The 16102-nt window shown below is 61.0% G+C and carries 12 protein-coding genes, 2 rRNA genes and 1 riboswitch (1 of these 15 running past the window's edge); of the genes, 7 read left to right on the top strand and 7 right to left on the bottom strand.

Annotated elements, in window-relative coordinates:
• Positions 1–64: 64 nt before the first annotated feature.
• The 4 genes from leuB (at position 65) to Aeroheme_RS03845 (ending at position 4287) form a co-directional block, all read left to right on the top strand.
• On the top strand, positions 65–1150 hold the full coding sequence (leuB, locus tag Aeroheme_RS03860; RefSeq protein WP_234568405.1) for a 3-isopropylmalate dehydrogenase: 1086 nt from the start codon (positions 65–67) through the stop codon (positions 1148–1150).
• Positions 1151–1182: 32 nt separating this feature from the next.
• Positions 1183–2580, top strand: a complete 1398-nt coding sequence (gene leuC, locus Aeroheme_RS03855) for a 3-isopropylmalate dehydratase large subunit (protein ID WP_411166715.1) — start codon at positions 1183–1185, stop codon at positions 2578–2580.
• A gap of 12 nt (positions 2581–2592) precedes the next feature.
• Positions 2593–3192: a 3-isopropylmalate dehydratase small subunit gene (gene leuD, locus Aeroheme_RS03850; protein ID WP_168235761.1), complete on the top strand. Its 600-nt coding sequence runs from the start codon at positions 2593–2595 to the stop codon at positions 3190–3192.
• Positions 3193–3357: 165 nt separating this feature from the next.
• The gene (locus tag Aeroheme_RS03845) at positions 3358–4287 is read left to right on the top strand and encodes a transglutaminase domain-containing protein (protein ID WP_411166714.1); all 930 of its coding nucleotides are present in this window, start codon (positions 3358–3360) and stop codon (positions 4285–4287) included.
• Positions 4288–4391: 104 nt separating this feature from the next.
• Here Aeroheme_RS03845 and Aeroheme_RS03840 read toward each other — a convergent pair whose 3' ends face one another.
• A complete protein-coding gene (locus Aeroheme_RS03840; protein ID WP_111912247.1) occupies positions 4392–4682 on the bottom strand; it encodes a PilZ domain-containing protein in 291 nt (96 codons plus the stop codon).
• Positions 4683–4773: 91 nt separating this feature from the next.
• A riboswitch (TPP riboswitch) is annotated at positions 4774–4864 on the top strand.
• Between the two features lie 100 nt (positions 4865–4964).
• Between Aeroheme_RS03840 and thiB the strand changes: the two genes are divergently transcribed.
• The 3 genes from thiB to thiQ all read left to right on the top strand — a co-directional run bounded on the left by thiB (position 4965) and on the right by thiQ (position 8323).
• Positions 4965–5945 (top strand): thiamine ABC transporter substrate binding subunit, encoded by a 981-nt coding sequence (gene thiB / locus Aeroheme_RS03835; protein ID WP_411166713.1) that lies wholly within the window; start codon positions 4965–4967, stop codon positions 5943–5945.
• A complete protein-coding gene (gene thiP, locus Aeroheme_RS03830; RefSeq protein WP_205599023.1) occupies positions 5921–7549 on the top strand; it encodes a thiamine/thiamine pyrophosphate ABC transporter permease in 1629 nt (542 codons plus the stop codon). The genes thiB and thiP overlap by 25 nt, the downstream gene beginning before the upstream one ends.
• A gap of 69 nt (positions 7550–7618) precedes the next feature.
• Positions 7619–8323 carry a thiamine ABC transporter ATP-binding protein gene (gene thiQ, locus Aeroheme_RS03825; RefSeq protein ID WP_411166712.1) on the top strand — a complete coding sequence of 235 codons (705 nt, stop codon included), beginning with the start codon at positions 7619–7621 and terminating at the stop codon, positions 8321–8323.
• A gap of 68 nt (positions 8324–8391) precedes the next feature.
• On the opposite strand, the gene Aeroheme_RS03820 is transcribed toward thiQ, so the two are convergent.
• From Aeroheme_RS03820 to Aeroheme_RS03795, 6 genes are all read right to left on the bottom strand, one after another.
• Positions 8392–9762: a PhoH family protein gene (locus Aeroheme_RS03820; RefSeq protein WP_106885887.1), complete on the bottom strand. Its 1371-nt coding sequence runs from the start codon at positions 9760–9762 to the stop codon at positions 8392–8394.
• A 219-nt stretch (positions 9763–9981) separates the two neighbouring features.
• The gene (locus Aeroheme_RS03815; RefSeq protein ID WP_368169462.1) at positions 9982–10653 is read right to left on the bottom strand and encodes an NrdJb; all 672 of its coding nucleotides are present in this window, start codon (positions 10651–10653) and stop codon (positions 9982–9984) included.
• A gap of 9 nt (positions 10654–10662) precedes the next feature.
• Positions 10663–12810, bottom strand: coding sequence for an adenosylcobalamin-dependent ribonucleoside-diphosphate reductase (locus Aeroheme_RS03810; RefSeq protein WP_411166711.1), 2148 nt, complete (start codon positions 12808–12810; stop codon positions 10663–10665).
• A 207-nt stretch (positions 12811–13017) separates the two neighbouring features.
• On the bottom strand, positions 13018–13467 hold the full coding sequence (locus Aeroheme_RS03805; protein ID WP_106885884.1) for a pullulanase: 450 nt from the start codon (positions 13465–13467) through the stop codon (positions 13018–13020).
• Positions 13468–13754: 287 nt separating this feature from the next.
• Positions 13755–13869: ribosomal RNA gene (gene rrf / locus Aeroheme_RS03800) — 5S ribosomal RNA — on the bottom strand.
• A gap of 125 nt (positions 13870–13994) precedes the next feature.
• Positions 13995–16102, bottom strand: a 23S ribosomal RNA gene (locus Aeroheme_RS03795) (it continues 782 nt past the right edge of the window).

Below are 16102 nucleotides of genomic sequence, written 5' to 3'. Positions count from 1 at the left end.
AGAGGATCGCAGTATCGGGTCACTGGGCAGATGGAACTCAACACAACATCAGGACGGAGAGAGTATGAGCAGTTATCGGATCGCAGTATTGCCGGGGGACGGCATTGGCCCGGAAGTGATGGCAGAGGCCATCAAGGTACTGGAAAAGGTGCAGACCAAATTCGGCTTCTCCCTCGACTATGATCGCTTTGATGTCGGCGGCATCGCCATCGACAACCACGGCACCCCGCTGCCGCAAAGCACCATAGCCGGCTGCGAAGCAGCCGATGCAGTGCTGTTCGGCTCGGTCGGTGGCCCCAAGTGGGAGCACCTGCCGCCGAACGATCAACCTGAGCGCGGCGCCCTGCTGCCCCTGCGTGCCCACTTCAAACTGTTCTGCAACCTGCGTCCGGCCCGTATCTACACCGGTCTGGAGCAGTTCTCCCCCCTGCGTGCCGACATCTCGGATCGCGGCTTCGACATCGCCTGCGTGCGCGAGCTGACTGGCGGCATCTACTTCGGCCAGCCCAAGGGGCGCGAAGGGGAAGGCCCCACCGAGAAGGCATTCGACACCGAGGTCTATCACCGCTTCGAGATTGAACGCATCGCCAAGATTGCCTTCGAATCGGCCCGTGTGCGCCGCAGCAAAGTAACCTCCATCGACAAGGCCAACGTGCTCGCCTCCTCCATACTGTGGCGCGAGGTGGTGACGCAAGTCGCCAAGTCCTACCCGGACGTGGCGCTGAACCACATGTACATCGACAACGCCACCATGCAGCTCATCAAGGATCCGTCCCAGTTCGACGTGCTGCTCTGCTCCAACCTGTTCGGCGACATCCTCTCCGACGAGTGCGCCATGATCACCGGCTCCATGGGGCTGCTCCCCTCCGCCAGCCTGAACGAATCCGGCTTCGGCCTGTTCGAACCGGCCGGTGGCTCGGCCCCGGACATCGCCGGCAAGGGGATTGCGAACCCCATAGCCCAGATCCTCTCAGCCGCCCTGATGCTGCGCTACAGCCTGGGCCAGGAAGCCGCCGCCCAGGCCATAGAGCAGGCCGTGGCCCAGGCCCTGGCCGAGGGTTACTTCACCGCCGATCTGCATCAGGGTAGCGCACAGCATCCGGTGCAGAGCACCGCCGAGATGGGCAGCCAGATAGCTGCACGGATCTGAGCCACGCAGCACATAACAAGGAATACAGAGCAATGTCCAAGACCCTCTATCAGAAAGTGTTCGACGCCCACGTGGTCCGGGAAGTGGAAGGGGAAACCCCCCTCATCTACATCGACCGCCATCTGGTGCATGAAGTGACCAGCCCGCAGGCGTTCGACGGCCTGCGCACCATGAAGCGCCCGCTGCGCCGCCCGGATCTGACCTGGGCCACCATGGATCACAACGTCTCCACCACCACCAAGGACATCGCCGCCTCCGGCGAGATGGCCAGAATCCAGATGGAAACCCTGGCAGCCAACTGCAAGGAGTTCGGAGTCCGGCTCTACGATCTGAACCACAAATACCAGGGCATAGTCCACGTGATGGGGCCTGAGCTCGGCATCACATTGCCCGGCACCACCATAGTCTGCGGCGACTCCCACACCGCCACCCACGGCGCCTTCGGCTCGCTGGCGTTTGGCATCGGCACCTCGGAAGTGGAACACGTGATGGCGACCCAGACCCTGAAGCAGGGCCGGGCCAAGACCATGCGTATCTCGGTCAACGGCAAGCTGGCCGAGGGCATCAGCGCCAAGGACGTGGTGCTGGCCATCATAGGCAAGGTCGGCGCTGCCGGCGGTACAGGTTACGTGGTGGAGTTCGCTGGCGATGCCATCAGGGGTCTCTCCATGGAAGGGCGCATGACGGTGTGCAACATGGCCATCGAGCTCGGCGCCAAGGCGGGGATGATAGCCCCGGATCAGACCACCATCGACTACATCCAGGGCAAGGTATTCGCCCCCACAGGCGAGTCACTGGCGCAGGCCATCGCCTACTGGCAGACCCTCAAGAGCGATGCAGATGCTACCTTCGATGCCGAGGTGGTGCTCAACGCCGCCGATATCGCGCCTCAGGTGACCTGGGGCACCAACCCGGGCCAGGTGATCGCCGTCAATGAACCCATTCCGGCACCGGAATCCTTCAGCGATCTGATGGAGCAGCAGTCCGCCCGCAAGGCGCTCGCCTACATGGACTTGCAGCCAGGCCAGAAGCTCTGTGATGTCGCCATCGACAAGGTGTTCATCGGGTCGTGCACCAACAGCCGCATCGAGGATCTGCGTGCCGCCGCCGCCATTGCCCGTGGCCGCAAGGTCGCCGCCGGGGTGCAAGCCCTGGTGGTGCCGGGCTCCGAGCAGGTGAAGGCTCAGGCCGAGGCCGAGGGGCTGGACAAGATCTTCCTCGAGGCGGGCTTTGAGTGGCGCCTGCCCGGCTGCTCCATGTGTCTGGCCATGAACAACGACCGGCTGCAACCCGGGGAGCGCTGCGCCTCCACCAGCAACCGCAACTTCGAAGGGCGCCAGGGCCGTGCCGGCCGCACCCATCTGGTGAGCCCGGCCATGGCCGCCGCCGCCGCCGTCACCGGTCGCTTTGCCGACATTCGCGCACTGTAAGAGGGAGTTAACATGACAGGTTTCAAGCAACACAAGGGGATCGTCGTCCCCCTCGACAGCGCCAACGTCGACACCGACGCCATCATTCCCAAGCAGTTCCTGCAGAAGGTAAACCGCATCGGTTTTGGCAAGCACCTGTTCCACGACTGGCGCTTCCTTGACGATGCAGGCCAGCAGCCCAACCCGGAGTTCGTGCTGAACCAGCCGCAATTCGCCGGTGCCAGCATACTGCTGGCCCGGGAGAACTTCGGCTGTGGCTCGAGCCGCGAGCACGCCCCCTGGGCGCTGGCGGATTACGGCTTCAAGACCATCATTGCCCCGAGCTTTGCCGACATCTTCTACGGCAACGCCATCAACAACGGCATGGTGCCGGTACGCCTGAAAGAAGAAGAGGTCGAGGCCCTGTTCCAGCTGGTCGCGGCCCATCCGGGCACCCAGATCGAAGTGGATCTGGAGGCGAACCAGGTGCGCGCGGGTGCGCTCACTTTCGGTTTCGAGATCGACGAGTTCCGCCGCTACTGCCTGCTCAACGGGCTGGATGCCATAGGCCTGACCCTGCAGCACGAGGCCGCCATCAGCGCCTTCGAGGCGAAGCAGCCGAGCTGGATCTAAGTACACTCAAACCCAGCATCGGCGTCTTCGAGACAACCCAAGGCAGCCAAGCTGGATCTGACGCGCCAGCGGCAAGAAAACGAGTAGAATCCACAGGGAGCCCAGGCTCCCTGTTTTATTCTCAGTCCCGCCCAGGCACAGTGGGCTCACCGACAGGAAAGGATGATGAAGACGACCCGCTCCCTCTCCCTGCTGCTTGGCATGCTGCTCGCCCTCCCGGCCAGCGCCGGGCAGACCTACTTCAACAGCAACGGCGGTCAGCTCAACGTCGGCTGGCAGGACAGGGAAGGCCAACCCCAGCAACTCAGCTACCAGCTGGAGGCGGGCAAGCTGCCGCCGCTCATCGCCTATCGCCCGGCCAGGATGCAGGAGGAGGTGCTGCAGACCTTGCTGCAGCAGGCTGCCCTTGAGTTCCCCGAGGTGCAATTCTCCCTCGCTCGCCCCAGCCTCGCCCTCAGCCTCAAGAGCCGCAACGCCGACAAGGCCAGGGAAGCCTCCCTCTGGGTCAAGCCGGAGCAGGCCAGGCTGGAGGCTGAGTGGCTCAAGCAGCACTACTTCCAGCCCTTCACCCCGCCCGACGGCACTCCCGCCATCAAGCAGGATCATGTGCGCATCGCCCTGGAGAGCCGCGCCGAACTGGCGCCCCTGGCCGAGCAGCTCAAGCAGGAGGGAGCCACAGAGACAGAGGCGCGCCAGAAGACGGTGGCGCACATGCTCGACTTCATCCAGGCCATCCCCTATCAGCTGCTCGACAGCCAGTCGGGGCGCTCGGGCAAGAGCTTTCTGAGCCCCCGCCAGGTGCTGGAGCAGAACCGGGGGGATTGTGACAGCAAGGTCACCCTGATGGCGGCCCTGCTGGCCCAGCGCTTTCCCGAGCTGAAGCAGGCCATGGTGTTCGTGCCGGGCCATGCCCTGCTGGGGGTGGCACTGCCGGCCGGCCCGGGTCAGGCGACCCTGAGCTGGCAAGGGGAAAGCTATCTGCTGCTGGAACCGACCGGCCCCGCCCAGCTTCCCATGGGCAAGCTCGCCCCCACCAGCAAGACGCTGGTCGACAGCAAGCAGTTGAGCGTCCAACCCGTGCTGGCCAGCAACTGAGCTGCCCCCAGGGCGGCAGCCCGGGCGGGAAGACAAGGCTGGCCCGGGCCGAAAATGCATCGACCAGCCGGTGGCTGGTCGATGGAACAGGGTAGTGTGCGGGCTCAGGTCAGCGGCAGGAACTCCAGCGCCAGCAAGAGCCCGCCCTCCTCCTCCAGCACCCGCACTATGCGGGCCTGGGCTTCGAAGGGGGGCAGCAGGTTGCTGCTGGTGGCCAGGCTCACCCTGATGGGGTGAGCCAGATCGAAGCCATGCTCATTCACCTCGACCCCCATGCCATTGGCGCTGAGATCCCGGCAGACTCCCTCAAGCACCTGCTGGCGCTGGAACAGGGTGACGGGGGCGTTGATGACCATGCGCTGGAAGGCACGTCTTTCCTTGGTGCTGGTGATCACTGGGGGCATCCTCCTTGGTGGTGGCTCGCACTACGCGGCCCGTGAAACATAGTGCTGGCCTCCCCCAAAGAAGGCCAATACAATGCGGTTCGTTGCTCAAACGGGGTGCGGTTTACCGCTGAGATTATACCCGTGAACCTGATCCAGATAATGCTGGCGGAGGAATTTGAGGCATGGCGCGCGTTTTTTGTGCCCTCATCCGCTGGCCCTCACCACAGGAGATGTGCCATTGATGAGCAGACCGCTGCCCATGGCACCTCAGTACCCACAGGAGTGCCATTGATGAAGACCCTGCTGCTGCTCACGACCGGCCTGCTCTCTGCCCAGGCATTTGCCGCCGAGACCCTCACCGTCTACACCTACGATTCGTTTGCAGCCGAATGGGGCCCGGGTCCCAAGATCAAGCAGGCCTTCGAAAAGGAGTGCGGCTGCACCCTCAACCTGGTTGCCCTGGAAGACGGCGTCGCCATCCTCAACCGGCTTCGGCTGGAAGGCCAGCACAGCAAGGCAGACCTGGTGCTGGGGCTAGACGATGCCCTGGTCAGCGAGGCCAAGCAGAGCGGCCTGTTTGTCCCCCATCACACCAGGCTAGACGCCCTCAAGATGCCGGGTGGCTGGCAGGATGACACCTTCGTCCCCTATGACTACGGCTACTTCGCCTTCGTCTACGACAAGGACAAACTCAAGCAGCCCCCCAAGAGCCTGAAAGAGCTGGTGGAACGCCAGGATCTCAAGGTGATCTATCAGGATCCCCGCACCTCCACCCCGGGCCAGGGGCTGATGCTGTGGATGAAGTCCGTCTACGGCGACCAGGCCCCCGCCGCCTGGGCACAGCTGGCCAAGAAGACGGTCACCGTCACAAAGGGCTGGTCCGAGGCCTATGGCATGTTCCTCGACGGCGAGGCGGACATGGTGCTCTCCTATACCACTTCCCCCGCCTATCACCTGATCGCCGAGAACAAGCCCCAGTATCAGGCGGCCGCCTTCGCAGAGGGGCATTACCGTCAGGTGGAAGTGGCCGCCAAGCTGAAAAGCGCCACCCAGGACAAGCTGGCGGACCAGTTCCTGCAATTCATGATAAGCCCTGCCTTCCAGCAGGAGATCCCCGCCGGCAACTGGATGTACCCTGTGATCGACCAGCCGCTGCCTAAGGGCTTCGAGCAGATGATCACCGTGGCCAGACCGCTCACCTTCAGCACCGATGAAGTGGCCGCCAATCGCAAGAGCTGGATCCGCGAATGGCTGCAAGCCGTCACCCAGTGAACGCAGGTTCTCGTCCCCTCTGGTGGCTGCCGGGCAGTGCGGCCACTCTGCTGATCTTGCTGTTGTCCCTCGGGCCGCTCGCGGCCCTGCTGTGGCAGGCGGGCACCTTGTCTCCCCGCACCCTGCTGGCCGATCCTTATCTACGCCATGTGCTGGGCTTCAGCCTGGGGCAGGCCCTGCTCTCCACCCTGCTGAGTCTGGGGCTCGCCATTCCGGTGGCCCGTGCCCTGGCGCGGCGCCGCTTCCCCGGCCGAGCCCTGCTGCTCAAGCTGTTCGGCCTCTCCCTGGTGCTACCCGTCATCATCGCCATCTTCGGCATGGTCGCGGTACACGGTCGCCAGGGCTGGTTGCCACAGCTGCTGCGCGGCCTGGGGCTGGATCCTGGCAACTACCTGTACGGCCTGTTCGGCATACTGCTGGCTCATGTGTTCTTCAACATGCCGCTGGCGGCGCGCCTCATGCTGCAGAGCATAGAGAGCGTCCCTGAGACCTCCTGGCGCCTCGCCAGCCAGCTCGGCATGCGCTCATCCCACATCTTCCTGCTGCTGGAGTGGCCGCTCATCCGCGGCATACTGCCGGGACTCGCCAGCCTCATCTTCATGCTCTGCTTCACCAGCTTCACCACAGTGCTGGCGCTGGGCGGCGGCCCCAAGTCCACCACCCTGGAAGTCGCCGTCTATCAGGCACTGCGCTTTGATTTCGATCTCGCCACCGCGGGCGGCCTGGCGCTGGTACAGCTGCTGCTGACCGTCGCCCTGCTCCTGCTGCAACACAGGCTGCAGACCACCCCTGCCAGCCGCCTCACCAGCCGCCGCCCCTGCCTGCGGCCGGATCGCCATCAGCCGGGGACAGGCCTGGTGGACGCCGTGGCGCTCTGCACCGGGCTCGCCATCTTCCTGCCGCCGCTGCTGGCCATAGTCGTGGCCGGTTTCAACCCCGGCCTGCTGACGGCGCTGGCATCCCCCGGACTGTGGCAGGCGGGCGGTCAATCCCTGGCCATCGCCCTGGCTGCCGGATCGCTGGCGACCCTGCTCGGCGCCGGTCTGCTGCTCACCAGCCGCCACCTGAGGGTGCGCGGGCGCAAGCGGCGGGCCGCCGCCCTGTGGGAGGCCAGCGGCTCCATGATCCTGATGATCCCGGCTGTGGTGCTGAGTACAGGGCTCTTCATCATGTTCATGCCCTTTGCCGACGTCTTTGCCCTGGGCCCCTGGCTGGTGGTGCTAGTCAACGCCCTGATGGCGCTGCCCTATGTGCTGCGCACCCTCAGCGCCCCCATGCAGCTGGTGGTGCGTCAGTACGACCGGCTGGCGGACAGCCTGGGGGTGCGCGGTCTGCATCGCCTGCGACTGGTGGAGTGGCCCCTGCTGCGCCGCCCGCTGGCGCTGGCCATGGCGCTCTCCATGATATTGTCCCTCGGGGATCTCGGCGCCATCGCCATGTTCGGCAGCCAGGCCCTCACCACCCTGCCCTGGCTGCTCTATCAGCAGCTCGGCAGCTACCGGCTGACCGAGGCGGCCGCCACAGCCCTGCTGCTGCTCACGCTCTGTTTCTCCCTGTTCTGGCTGGTTGAGCGGGGTCTTGGAGGAAAAAATGGCGAGCATTGAGGTACATACCCTTCGCTACCGTTTCTGCGGCTGTTCTGGCTGGTCGAAAGGACACTTTGAGAGGAAAAAATGCTGAACATCGATGAGCTGATCACCAGCTACCCGGATTGGCGCGTCAGCTTCAGCGCGACCCTGCCCAGGGGGGAGATCACCGCCCTGATAGGGCCGAGCGGCGCCGGCAAGTCCACCCTGCTCGGGATGATCGCCGGTTTCGTGCCGGTGGAGTCCGGCCGTCTCAGCTTCGATGGCGTCGATCTGCTGCCGCTTGGCCCCGCCGAGCGGCCGGTGACCACCCTGTTTCAGGATCACAACCTCTTCCTGCACCTCTCGGTGTTCGACAACATCGCCATTGGCCTGCACCCGGGCCTGCGCCTGAGCCCGGCCCAGCGCCAACAGGTGAAGCAGGGCGCAAAGCGGGTCGGTCTTGGCGACATGCTGACCCGCCTGCCGGAGCAGCTCTCCGGTGGCCAGCAACAGCGGGTGGGGCTGGCCCGCGCCCTGGTGCGGGGAAAACCCCTGCTGCTGCTGGATGAGCCCTTCTCGGCCCTGGATCCCGCACTGCGCCGGGAGATGCTGGCCGAAGTGGCCCGCCTCGCCTGCGAACAGGGGATCACTGTGCTCATGGTGTCCCACAACCCTGAGGATGCCCAGCTCATCGCCGATCAGGTGTTGTTCGTGGATGAAGGCCGCATCGCTCTGCAGGGCAAACCCGACATACTGCAAGACAGCGAGCACCCTGGGCTGCTGCGCTATCTTGGCCGTACGCAAGGGTAATGACGGCAAGGGATCAAAAAAGGGGAAGCCTGCTGGCTTCCCCTTTCTCATGCAGAGATTGCGTTAAATCAGAGATTTTCCTCGGCGAACGAAGCCAGTCGGCTGCGCACAACCCCGTTCAGGAAGATGTTGGCACTGCCGTCGAAGTCCTTGAAACGCTCGACTATGTAAGTCAGACCCGAGGTCACCGGGCTCAGGTAGTTGGAGTCGATCTGGGCCAGGTTGCCGGAGCAGACGATCTTGGTCCCCTCGCCGCAGCGGGTGATGATGGTCTTGATCTGGGACGCGGTCAGGTTCTGGCACTCGTCCAGCAGCACGAAGGTGTTCTGGATGCTGCGCCCGCGCATGAAGTTGACGGATTTGAACTGGATGTTGGCCTTCTCCATGATGTAGCTCAGCGACCCGCTCATGTTCTCGTCCTGCTTGTGCAGCACCTCCAGGGTGTCGGTCACAGCCGCCAGCCAGGGCATCATCTTCTCCTCCTCGGTGCCGGGCAGGAAGCCGATGCTCTCGGCAATTTCCGGGGTATTGCGGGTGACTATGACCTTCTCGTAGATCCCCTTCTCGATCACCAGCTCCAGGGCCGCCGCCATGGCCAGCAAGGTCTTGCCGCAGCCCGCCGGGCCGGTCAGGATCACCAGATCGATGTGCGGATCCAGCAGGGCATCAAGCGCCATGCCCTGATAGATGTTCTTGGGATGCACCCCCCAGGCCTTGCGTGACATCAGTCGCTCGCGGCCCAGATCTTTCAGGCGGATCTTGTTGCCATCGTGGCTCAGCACCCTGGCTGCGAAGAAGTTCTCCTCGTCCAGCAGGTACTGGTTGACGTGCACCCCCTCCAGCAGGTTCGAGTCGATCACGTGAACTGTGTCGCGACCATGGGTCTCGCTGTCGCACTCGCCCACCCGCTCCCAGAAGCTGCCGGGCACCACCTGGAAGCCCTTGGCCAGCAGCCGGATGTCGTCGATCAGCTGGTCGCTGCGATAATCCTCCACATGGGCAAGGCCAGCCCCCTTGGCCTTGAGGCGCATGTTGATGTCCTTGGTCACCAGCACCACCTGGCGTTTCATCTCGTGCTTTTGCAGGTAGAGGGCCGCGTTGATGATGCGGTTGTCCGCCTCCTTGTCGGTGAACACCTCGGCATCCTGAGGCAGATGGTGATCGCTGAAGATGGAGATATGACCGCTCGCCTCGCCCGCCAGCGCCACCCCCTGCACTATCTGTTCGGGGTTGGCGTCGCGAAACACATCTTCCAGCGCGCGGATGGCAACCCTGGCATCACGGCTGACGTCTTTCTGGCGATCCTTGATGTTGTCGAGCTCTTCGAGCACCGTCATGGGGATGAGCACGTCGTGCTCTTTGAAGGAGTAAATGGCGAGGGGTTCGTGAAGCAGAACGTTGGTATCCAGGATAAACAGCTTTCGGTCCGTGTTGTCCATAAGCATCCTCCTTGGCACTGAAGGTGCCACGTGTGTGAATCTCAGATGTCATTGAAACCACACGGCCGTGACAGTTTTATTACCCCCAACGCTACGCCCGATTTTACCGCTGCGCAACAAATCGCTTGCAAGGCAGTCTCGTTCGAACATAAAAGCAGCAATGAAAAGACCGGCACTCTGGCCGGTCGTTTTTCACTTCTGTCTGTCAGGCCGCGCCTGTCAGCCGCACTTGGAATCGCCGCAGTTGAGGCAGGTCATGCAGCCATCCTTCTGCACCAGCGCCTTGGTGTGGCACTTGTAGCAGAGCGCCGCACTGGCCGGGAAGCCGCTGCCTGACTGCTCGGTGTCAGCCTGCATCTGTGCCTGCTTCTCGGCCAGAAACGCCTGCTGGTGCTCATCCAGCCCGGTGGCCTTGAGCATGCCTATCTCGGTGAGATGGGTCTCGATCACGTTGCCAATTTCGGCGATGAGCGACGGCACATACTTGCCCTTGTTCCAGTAACCGCCTTTGGGATCGAACACGGATCTCAGCTCCTCCACCAGGAAGGTGACATCCCCGCCCTTGCGAAACACCGCGGAGATGATGCGGGTCAGCGCCACTATCCACTGGTAGTGTTCCAGGCTCTTGGAGTTGATGAAGATCTCGAACGGACGGCGCGTCTCGTGGACTGTGCCCTCGTTGAGAATGATGTCGTTGATGGTGATGAACAGCGAGTGCTCGGAGACATGCTCCGGCGTCTTCAGCTTGTAGGTGGTGCCCATCAGCCGTTCCGGACGCAGCACAGTCTCGTGCATGTGCACCACGTCATCCTCGGGGGCCGGTGATTCTTGCGGCTCATCCCGGGTTTTCACCTTGTAGGCGACGATTTTCCTGTCGATCTTCTTGACCATAATCTGTTCTCAGAATTTGCCGTAATAGCCTTCTTTCAAGGCGTCATAGAGGTTGGCGGCGGTGTGCAGCTCGCCATCGTATTCGATCTCTTCGTTCCCCTTCACCGTGATGACGGAGCCATCCTCCAGAGTGAACTCGTACTGAGTGTTCTCCAGATCCTTCTCCTTCACCAGCACCCCCTGGAAGGCCTCGGGATTGAAGCGGAAGGTGGTGCAGCCCTTGAGCCCGGAGTCCGAGGCATACATGTAGATGTCCTTGAACTGCTCGAACGGGAAGTCGGTCGGTACGTTGGCCGTCTTGGAGATGGACGAATCTATCCAGCGCTGGGCCGCCGCCTGGATGTCCACGTGCTGGGCCGGACTGATGTCGTCGGCTGTGATGAAGTAATCCGGCAGACGGCAGGCATCATCTTCGGTGTAAGGCATGGCAGCGGCGTTGATGAGCTCCCGGTAGGCCAGCAGCTCGAAGGAGTAGACATCCACGCTCTCCTTGCTCTTCTTGCCCGCCTTGATGACGTTGCGGCTGTAGTGATGGGCGAAACTCGGCTCTATGCCGTTGCTGGCGTTGTTGGCCAGCGACAGAGATATGGTGCCGGTCGGCGCTATGCTGCTGTGGTGGGTGAAACGACCACCGGTTTCGGCCAGCGCGGCCACCAGGGCGGGATCCACCTCGGCCACCTGTTGCATGTAGCGGCTGTAGCGCGCATGCAGCACCTTGCCCTTGAGCCTGTCGCCGACCTTGATGCCATCGGCCGCCATCTCGGGGCGCAGCCGCAGCATCTTGCCGGTCACCTCGAACTCCTGTTCCATGATGGGAGCCGGGCCCTTCTCCTTGGCCAGACGCAGGGACTCCTGCCAGCCGGTCATGGCCAGCTCCTGGGAGACCTGCTCGGTGAAGGCGACAGAAGCCGCAGAGCCATATTTTATCTGCAGCATGGTGAGGGTCGAGCCCAGACCAAGGAAGCCCATGCCGTGACGGCGCTTGGCGGTGATCTCCTCGCGCTGCCTGGGTAACGGCAGCTGGTTGATCTCTACCACGTTGTCCAGCATGCGGGTGAAGATGGCCACTACCTTGCGAAACGCCTGCCAATCGAAAGCCGCTTTTTCAGTAAAAGGGTCACGCACAAATTTGGTCAGATTGACCGACCCCAGCAGGCAGGCGCCGTAGGGGGGCAAGGGCTGCTCGCCACAGGGGTTGGTGGCGCGGATCTCCTCGCAGAACCAGTTGTTGTTCATCTGATTGACCTTGTCGATCAGGATGAAACCGGGCTCCGCATAGTCATAGGTGGAGGTCATGATGACGTTCCACAGCTTGCGCGCGGGCAGGGTCTTGTAGACCTTGCAAGCCACCTGGCCCAGCTCGTTGATCACCACCCCCTCCTTGTTCGGCCAGTCGGCCCAGAGCACCTGAGCGGGATCGTCCAGCGCAATGCCATCCTGCTCCACCTCTTTGGCGGTGTAGGGGAAGATGAGTCGCCAGGGAGCATCCTCCTTCACCGCCTTGACGAACTCTTCGGTGATGAGCAGGGAGAGGTTGAACTGGCGCAGGCGACCATCTTCCCGCTTGGCCTGGATGAACTCGATCACGTCGGGATGCCGGATATCCATGGTGCCCATCTGGGCGCCACGGCGACCGCCCGCCGACGAGACGGTGAAACACATCTTGTCGTAGATATCCATGAAGGAGAGCGGGCCCGAGGTATAGGCCCCGGCACCTGAGACGAAGGCACCGCGCGGACGCAGGGTCGAGAAGTCATAGCCGATGCCGCAACCCGCTTTCAGGGTCAGGCCGGCCTCGTGCACCTTGCCGAGAATGTCATCCATCGAGTCCTCGATGGTGCCGGACACTGTGCAGTTGATGGTCGAGGTGGCCGGCTTGTGCTCGAAGGCCCCGGCATTGGAGGTGATGCGACCCGCCGGGATGGCGCCATTGCGCAGCGCCCACAGGAAGGGCTCATACCAGGCATCGGGCTCGCTCTCCTGCGCCGCCAGCGCACGGGCGACCCGCTGATAAGTCTCGTCTATGGTGCCGTCGATAGGCGTCCCATCCTTGCTCTTGAGGCGATACTTGCTGTCCCAGATCTCGAGGGAGGTTTCCTGCATGGGGATGAGGGCAGAGCCGGTTCCACTCTCCAGCACAGGGTTGGATTTAGCCATTTTCAAGCCACCTTATGTGAATGCAACAACGTCATGACAGAGTCAAAAACACAACCAATAGGCTTCATATCAACCAGATAACACTACATATAGTATCTCTCTCACGGGGCGCAGATTCTATCCTAAAAAAATGCCCCGGCCAGCAGATATTTGGGCCAGGGCATTTAACCGGTTCATTTCCCGATGAATTTAACGGGAGAGGGAATCTCAGGGCTTCTTGACGTACACGCTCGGCGTCTCACCCGCCATATTCAGATAGAACTCGTAGACGCCGTCGGCATCCGGCGAGAATTTCATGTCCTCATACTTGGAGCAGGGGTTGACCGGCACAGGCTCTCCGCCCAGCACGGCGACACCGTCACTCGGGCTCTTGTAACCGAAGTTGGTGCCACAGCTCCAGCCGGTATCGGCGAACTTGAACTTGTAGGGAGCCCACTCTTTCTTGAGCGTGCCCTTGGCCATGTAGAGCTTGTCGGCCACTTTGACCACCTTACTCTCATCGGTCGCCATCCAGTCGTTCATTTCCCCGCGCAGGTAGATGGATTTGCCATCGAAGTCGCTGTTGTCTGCCGCCTGCTCTGCACCGCCATTGGATGCGCAACCGCCTAATACCAGGGTTCCCGCCGCCAGCATCATCGTTACTGTTCTTTTGAACATGTGTCCATTCCTCAGATTATTGTGATTCCTTGGCCCATCGAACCTGGGCAGACGAATTAAAGCAGAGCGGGCATCACAAGAAAGGTAGAGTCATCACATTCTGTGCTTTTTATATCCAGCACTCGGCGCCGATGGATGAATATCGAACAGAAAAGGGGCTGGTTTTTTGGGCCGGGGAGATCATGTCGTCAAACCGCGGGAGAGTTCGAGCTAAATTATCAGTCAACGCACTGATTTTCAGGCAATAAAAAACCCCGCTCGATGAGCGGGGTTTCTTCTAATTGGGTGCCTGGCAGTGTCCTACTCTCGCATGGCGAATGCCACACTACCATCGGCGCTACCGCGTTTCACTTCTGAGTTCGGCATGGGATCAGGTGGTTCCACGGCGCTATGGCCGCCAGGCAAAATCTTCAATCTCGGAAAGCTGACGTGAATAACGACTTAGCTAGTTTGCTTTGTCATTATCACTGAATTAGGTAGTAGTTCGTTCACTTGCTACAAGGCCAGAAACACTTCTTGGGTGTTGTATGGTTAAGCCTCACGGGTAATTAGTATGGGTTAGCTCAACACGTCGCCGCGCTTACACACCCCACCTATCAACGTTGTGGTCTCCAACGGCCCTTTAGGACCCTCAAGGGGTCAGGGATGACTCATCTCAGGGCTCGCTTCCCGCTTAGATGCTTTCAGCGGTTATCGATTCCGAACTTAGCTACCGGGCAGTGCCACTGGCGTGACAACCCGAACACCAGAGGTTCGTTCACTCCGGTCCTCTCGTACTAGGAGCAACTCCCTTCAATCATCCAACGCCCACGGCAGATAGGGACCGAACTGTCTCACGACGTTCTGAACCCAGCTCGCGTACCACTTTAAATGGCGAACAGCCATACCCTTGGGACCGACTTCAGCCCCAGGATGTGATGAGCCGACATCGAGGTGCCAAACACCGCCGTCGATATGAACTCTTGGGCGGTATCAGCCTGTTATCCCCGGAGTACCTTTTATCCGTTGAGCGATGGCCCTTCCATTCAGAACCACCGGATCACTATGACCTACTTTCGTACCTGCTCGACCTGTCCGTCTCGCAGTTAAGCTGGCTTATGCCATTGCACTAACCTCCTGATGTCCGACCAGGATTAGCCAACCTTCGTGCTCCTCCGTTACTCTTTGGGAGGAGACCGCCCCAGTCAAACTACCCACCAGGCACTGTCCGCGAGCCCGATTCAGGGCCCTGCGTTAGAACATCAAACATACAAGGGTGGTATTTCAAGGACGGCTCCAGCGCAACTGGCGTCACGCCTTCAAAGCCTCCCACCTATCCTACACATGTAGGTTCAATGTTCAGTGCCAAGCTGTAGTAAAGGTTCACGGGGTCTTTCCGTCTAGCCGCGGGTACACCGCATCTTCACGGCGAATTCGATTTCACTGAGTCTCGGGTGGAGACAGCATGGCCATGGTTACACCATTCGTGCAGGTCGGAACTTACCCGACAAGGAATTTCGCTACCTTAGGACCGTTATAGTTACGGCCGCCGTTTACCGGGGCTTCGATCAAGAGCTTCGCTTGCGCTAACCCCATCAATTAACCTTCCGGCACCGGGCAGGTGTCACACCCTATACGTCCACTTTCGTGTTTGCAGAGTGCTGTGTTTTTGATAAACAGTCCCAGCCATCTGGTCACTGCGACTCCCAACTGCTCCATCCGCAAGGGACTTCACTGTCAAGAGCGAACCTTCTCCCGAAGTTACGGTTCTATTTTGCCTAGTTCCTTCACCCGAGTTCTCTCAAGCGCCTTGGTATTCTCTACCCGACCACCTGTGTCGGTTTGGGGTACGATGACTTGTAATCTGAAGCTTAGAGGCTTTTCCTGGAAGCAGGGCATCAATGGCTTCACCACCGTAGTGGCTTCGTCTCGTGTCTCAGTGTTGTGTCTCCGGATTTGCCTAGAAACACCACCTACGCACTTTCACCAGGACAACCGTCGCCTGGCCCACCTAGCCTTCTCCGTCCCCCCATCGCAATTACAAGTCGTGCAGGAATATTAACCTGCTTCCCATCGATTACGCCTTTCGGCCTCACCTTAGGGGTCGACTCACCCTGCCCCGATTAACGTTGGACAGGAACCCTTGGTCTTCCGGCGAGGAGGCTTTTCACCCCCTTTATCGTTACTTACGTCAGCATTCGCACTTCTGATATCTCCAGCATACCTCTCGATACACCTTCGCAGACTTACAGAACGCTCCCCTACCACTCACACATAAGTGTGAATCCGCGGCTTCGGTGCCTGGTTTGAGCCCCGTTACATCTTCCGCGCAGGCCGACTCGACTAGTGAGCTATTACGCTTTCTTTAAATGATGGCTGCTTCTAAGCCAACATCCTAGCTGTCTGAGCCTTCCCACATCGTTTCCCACTTAACCAGAACTTTGGGACCTTAGCCGGCGGTCTGGGTTGTTTCCCTCTTCACGACGGACGTTAGCACCCGCCGTGTGTCTCCCGGATATTACTTACTGGTATTCGGAGTTTGCATGGAGTTGGTAAGTCGGGATGACCCCCTAGTCCAAACAGTGCTCTACCCCCAGTAGTATTCGTCCGAGGCGCTACCTAAATAGCTTTCGGGGAGAACCAGCTATCTCCGAGT

It is taken from the genome of Aeromonas sp. DSM 116730 (genome assembly GCF_046581335.1).
Lineage (GTDB): Bacteria > Pseudomonadota > Gammaproteobacteria > Enterobacterales > Aeromonadaceae > Aeromonas > Aeromonas rivipollensis.
The sequence above is the reverse complement of the archived record's forward strand: the minus strand, read 5'-3'. Positions and strand labels throughout refer to the sequence as shown.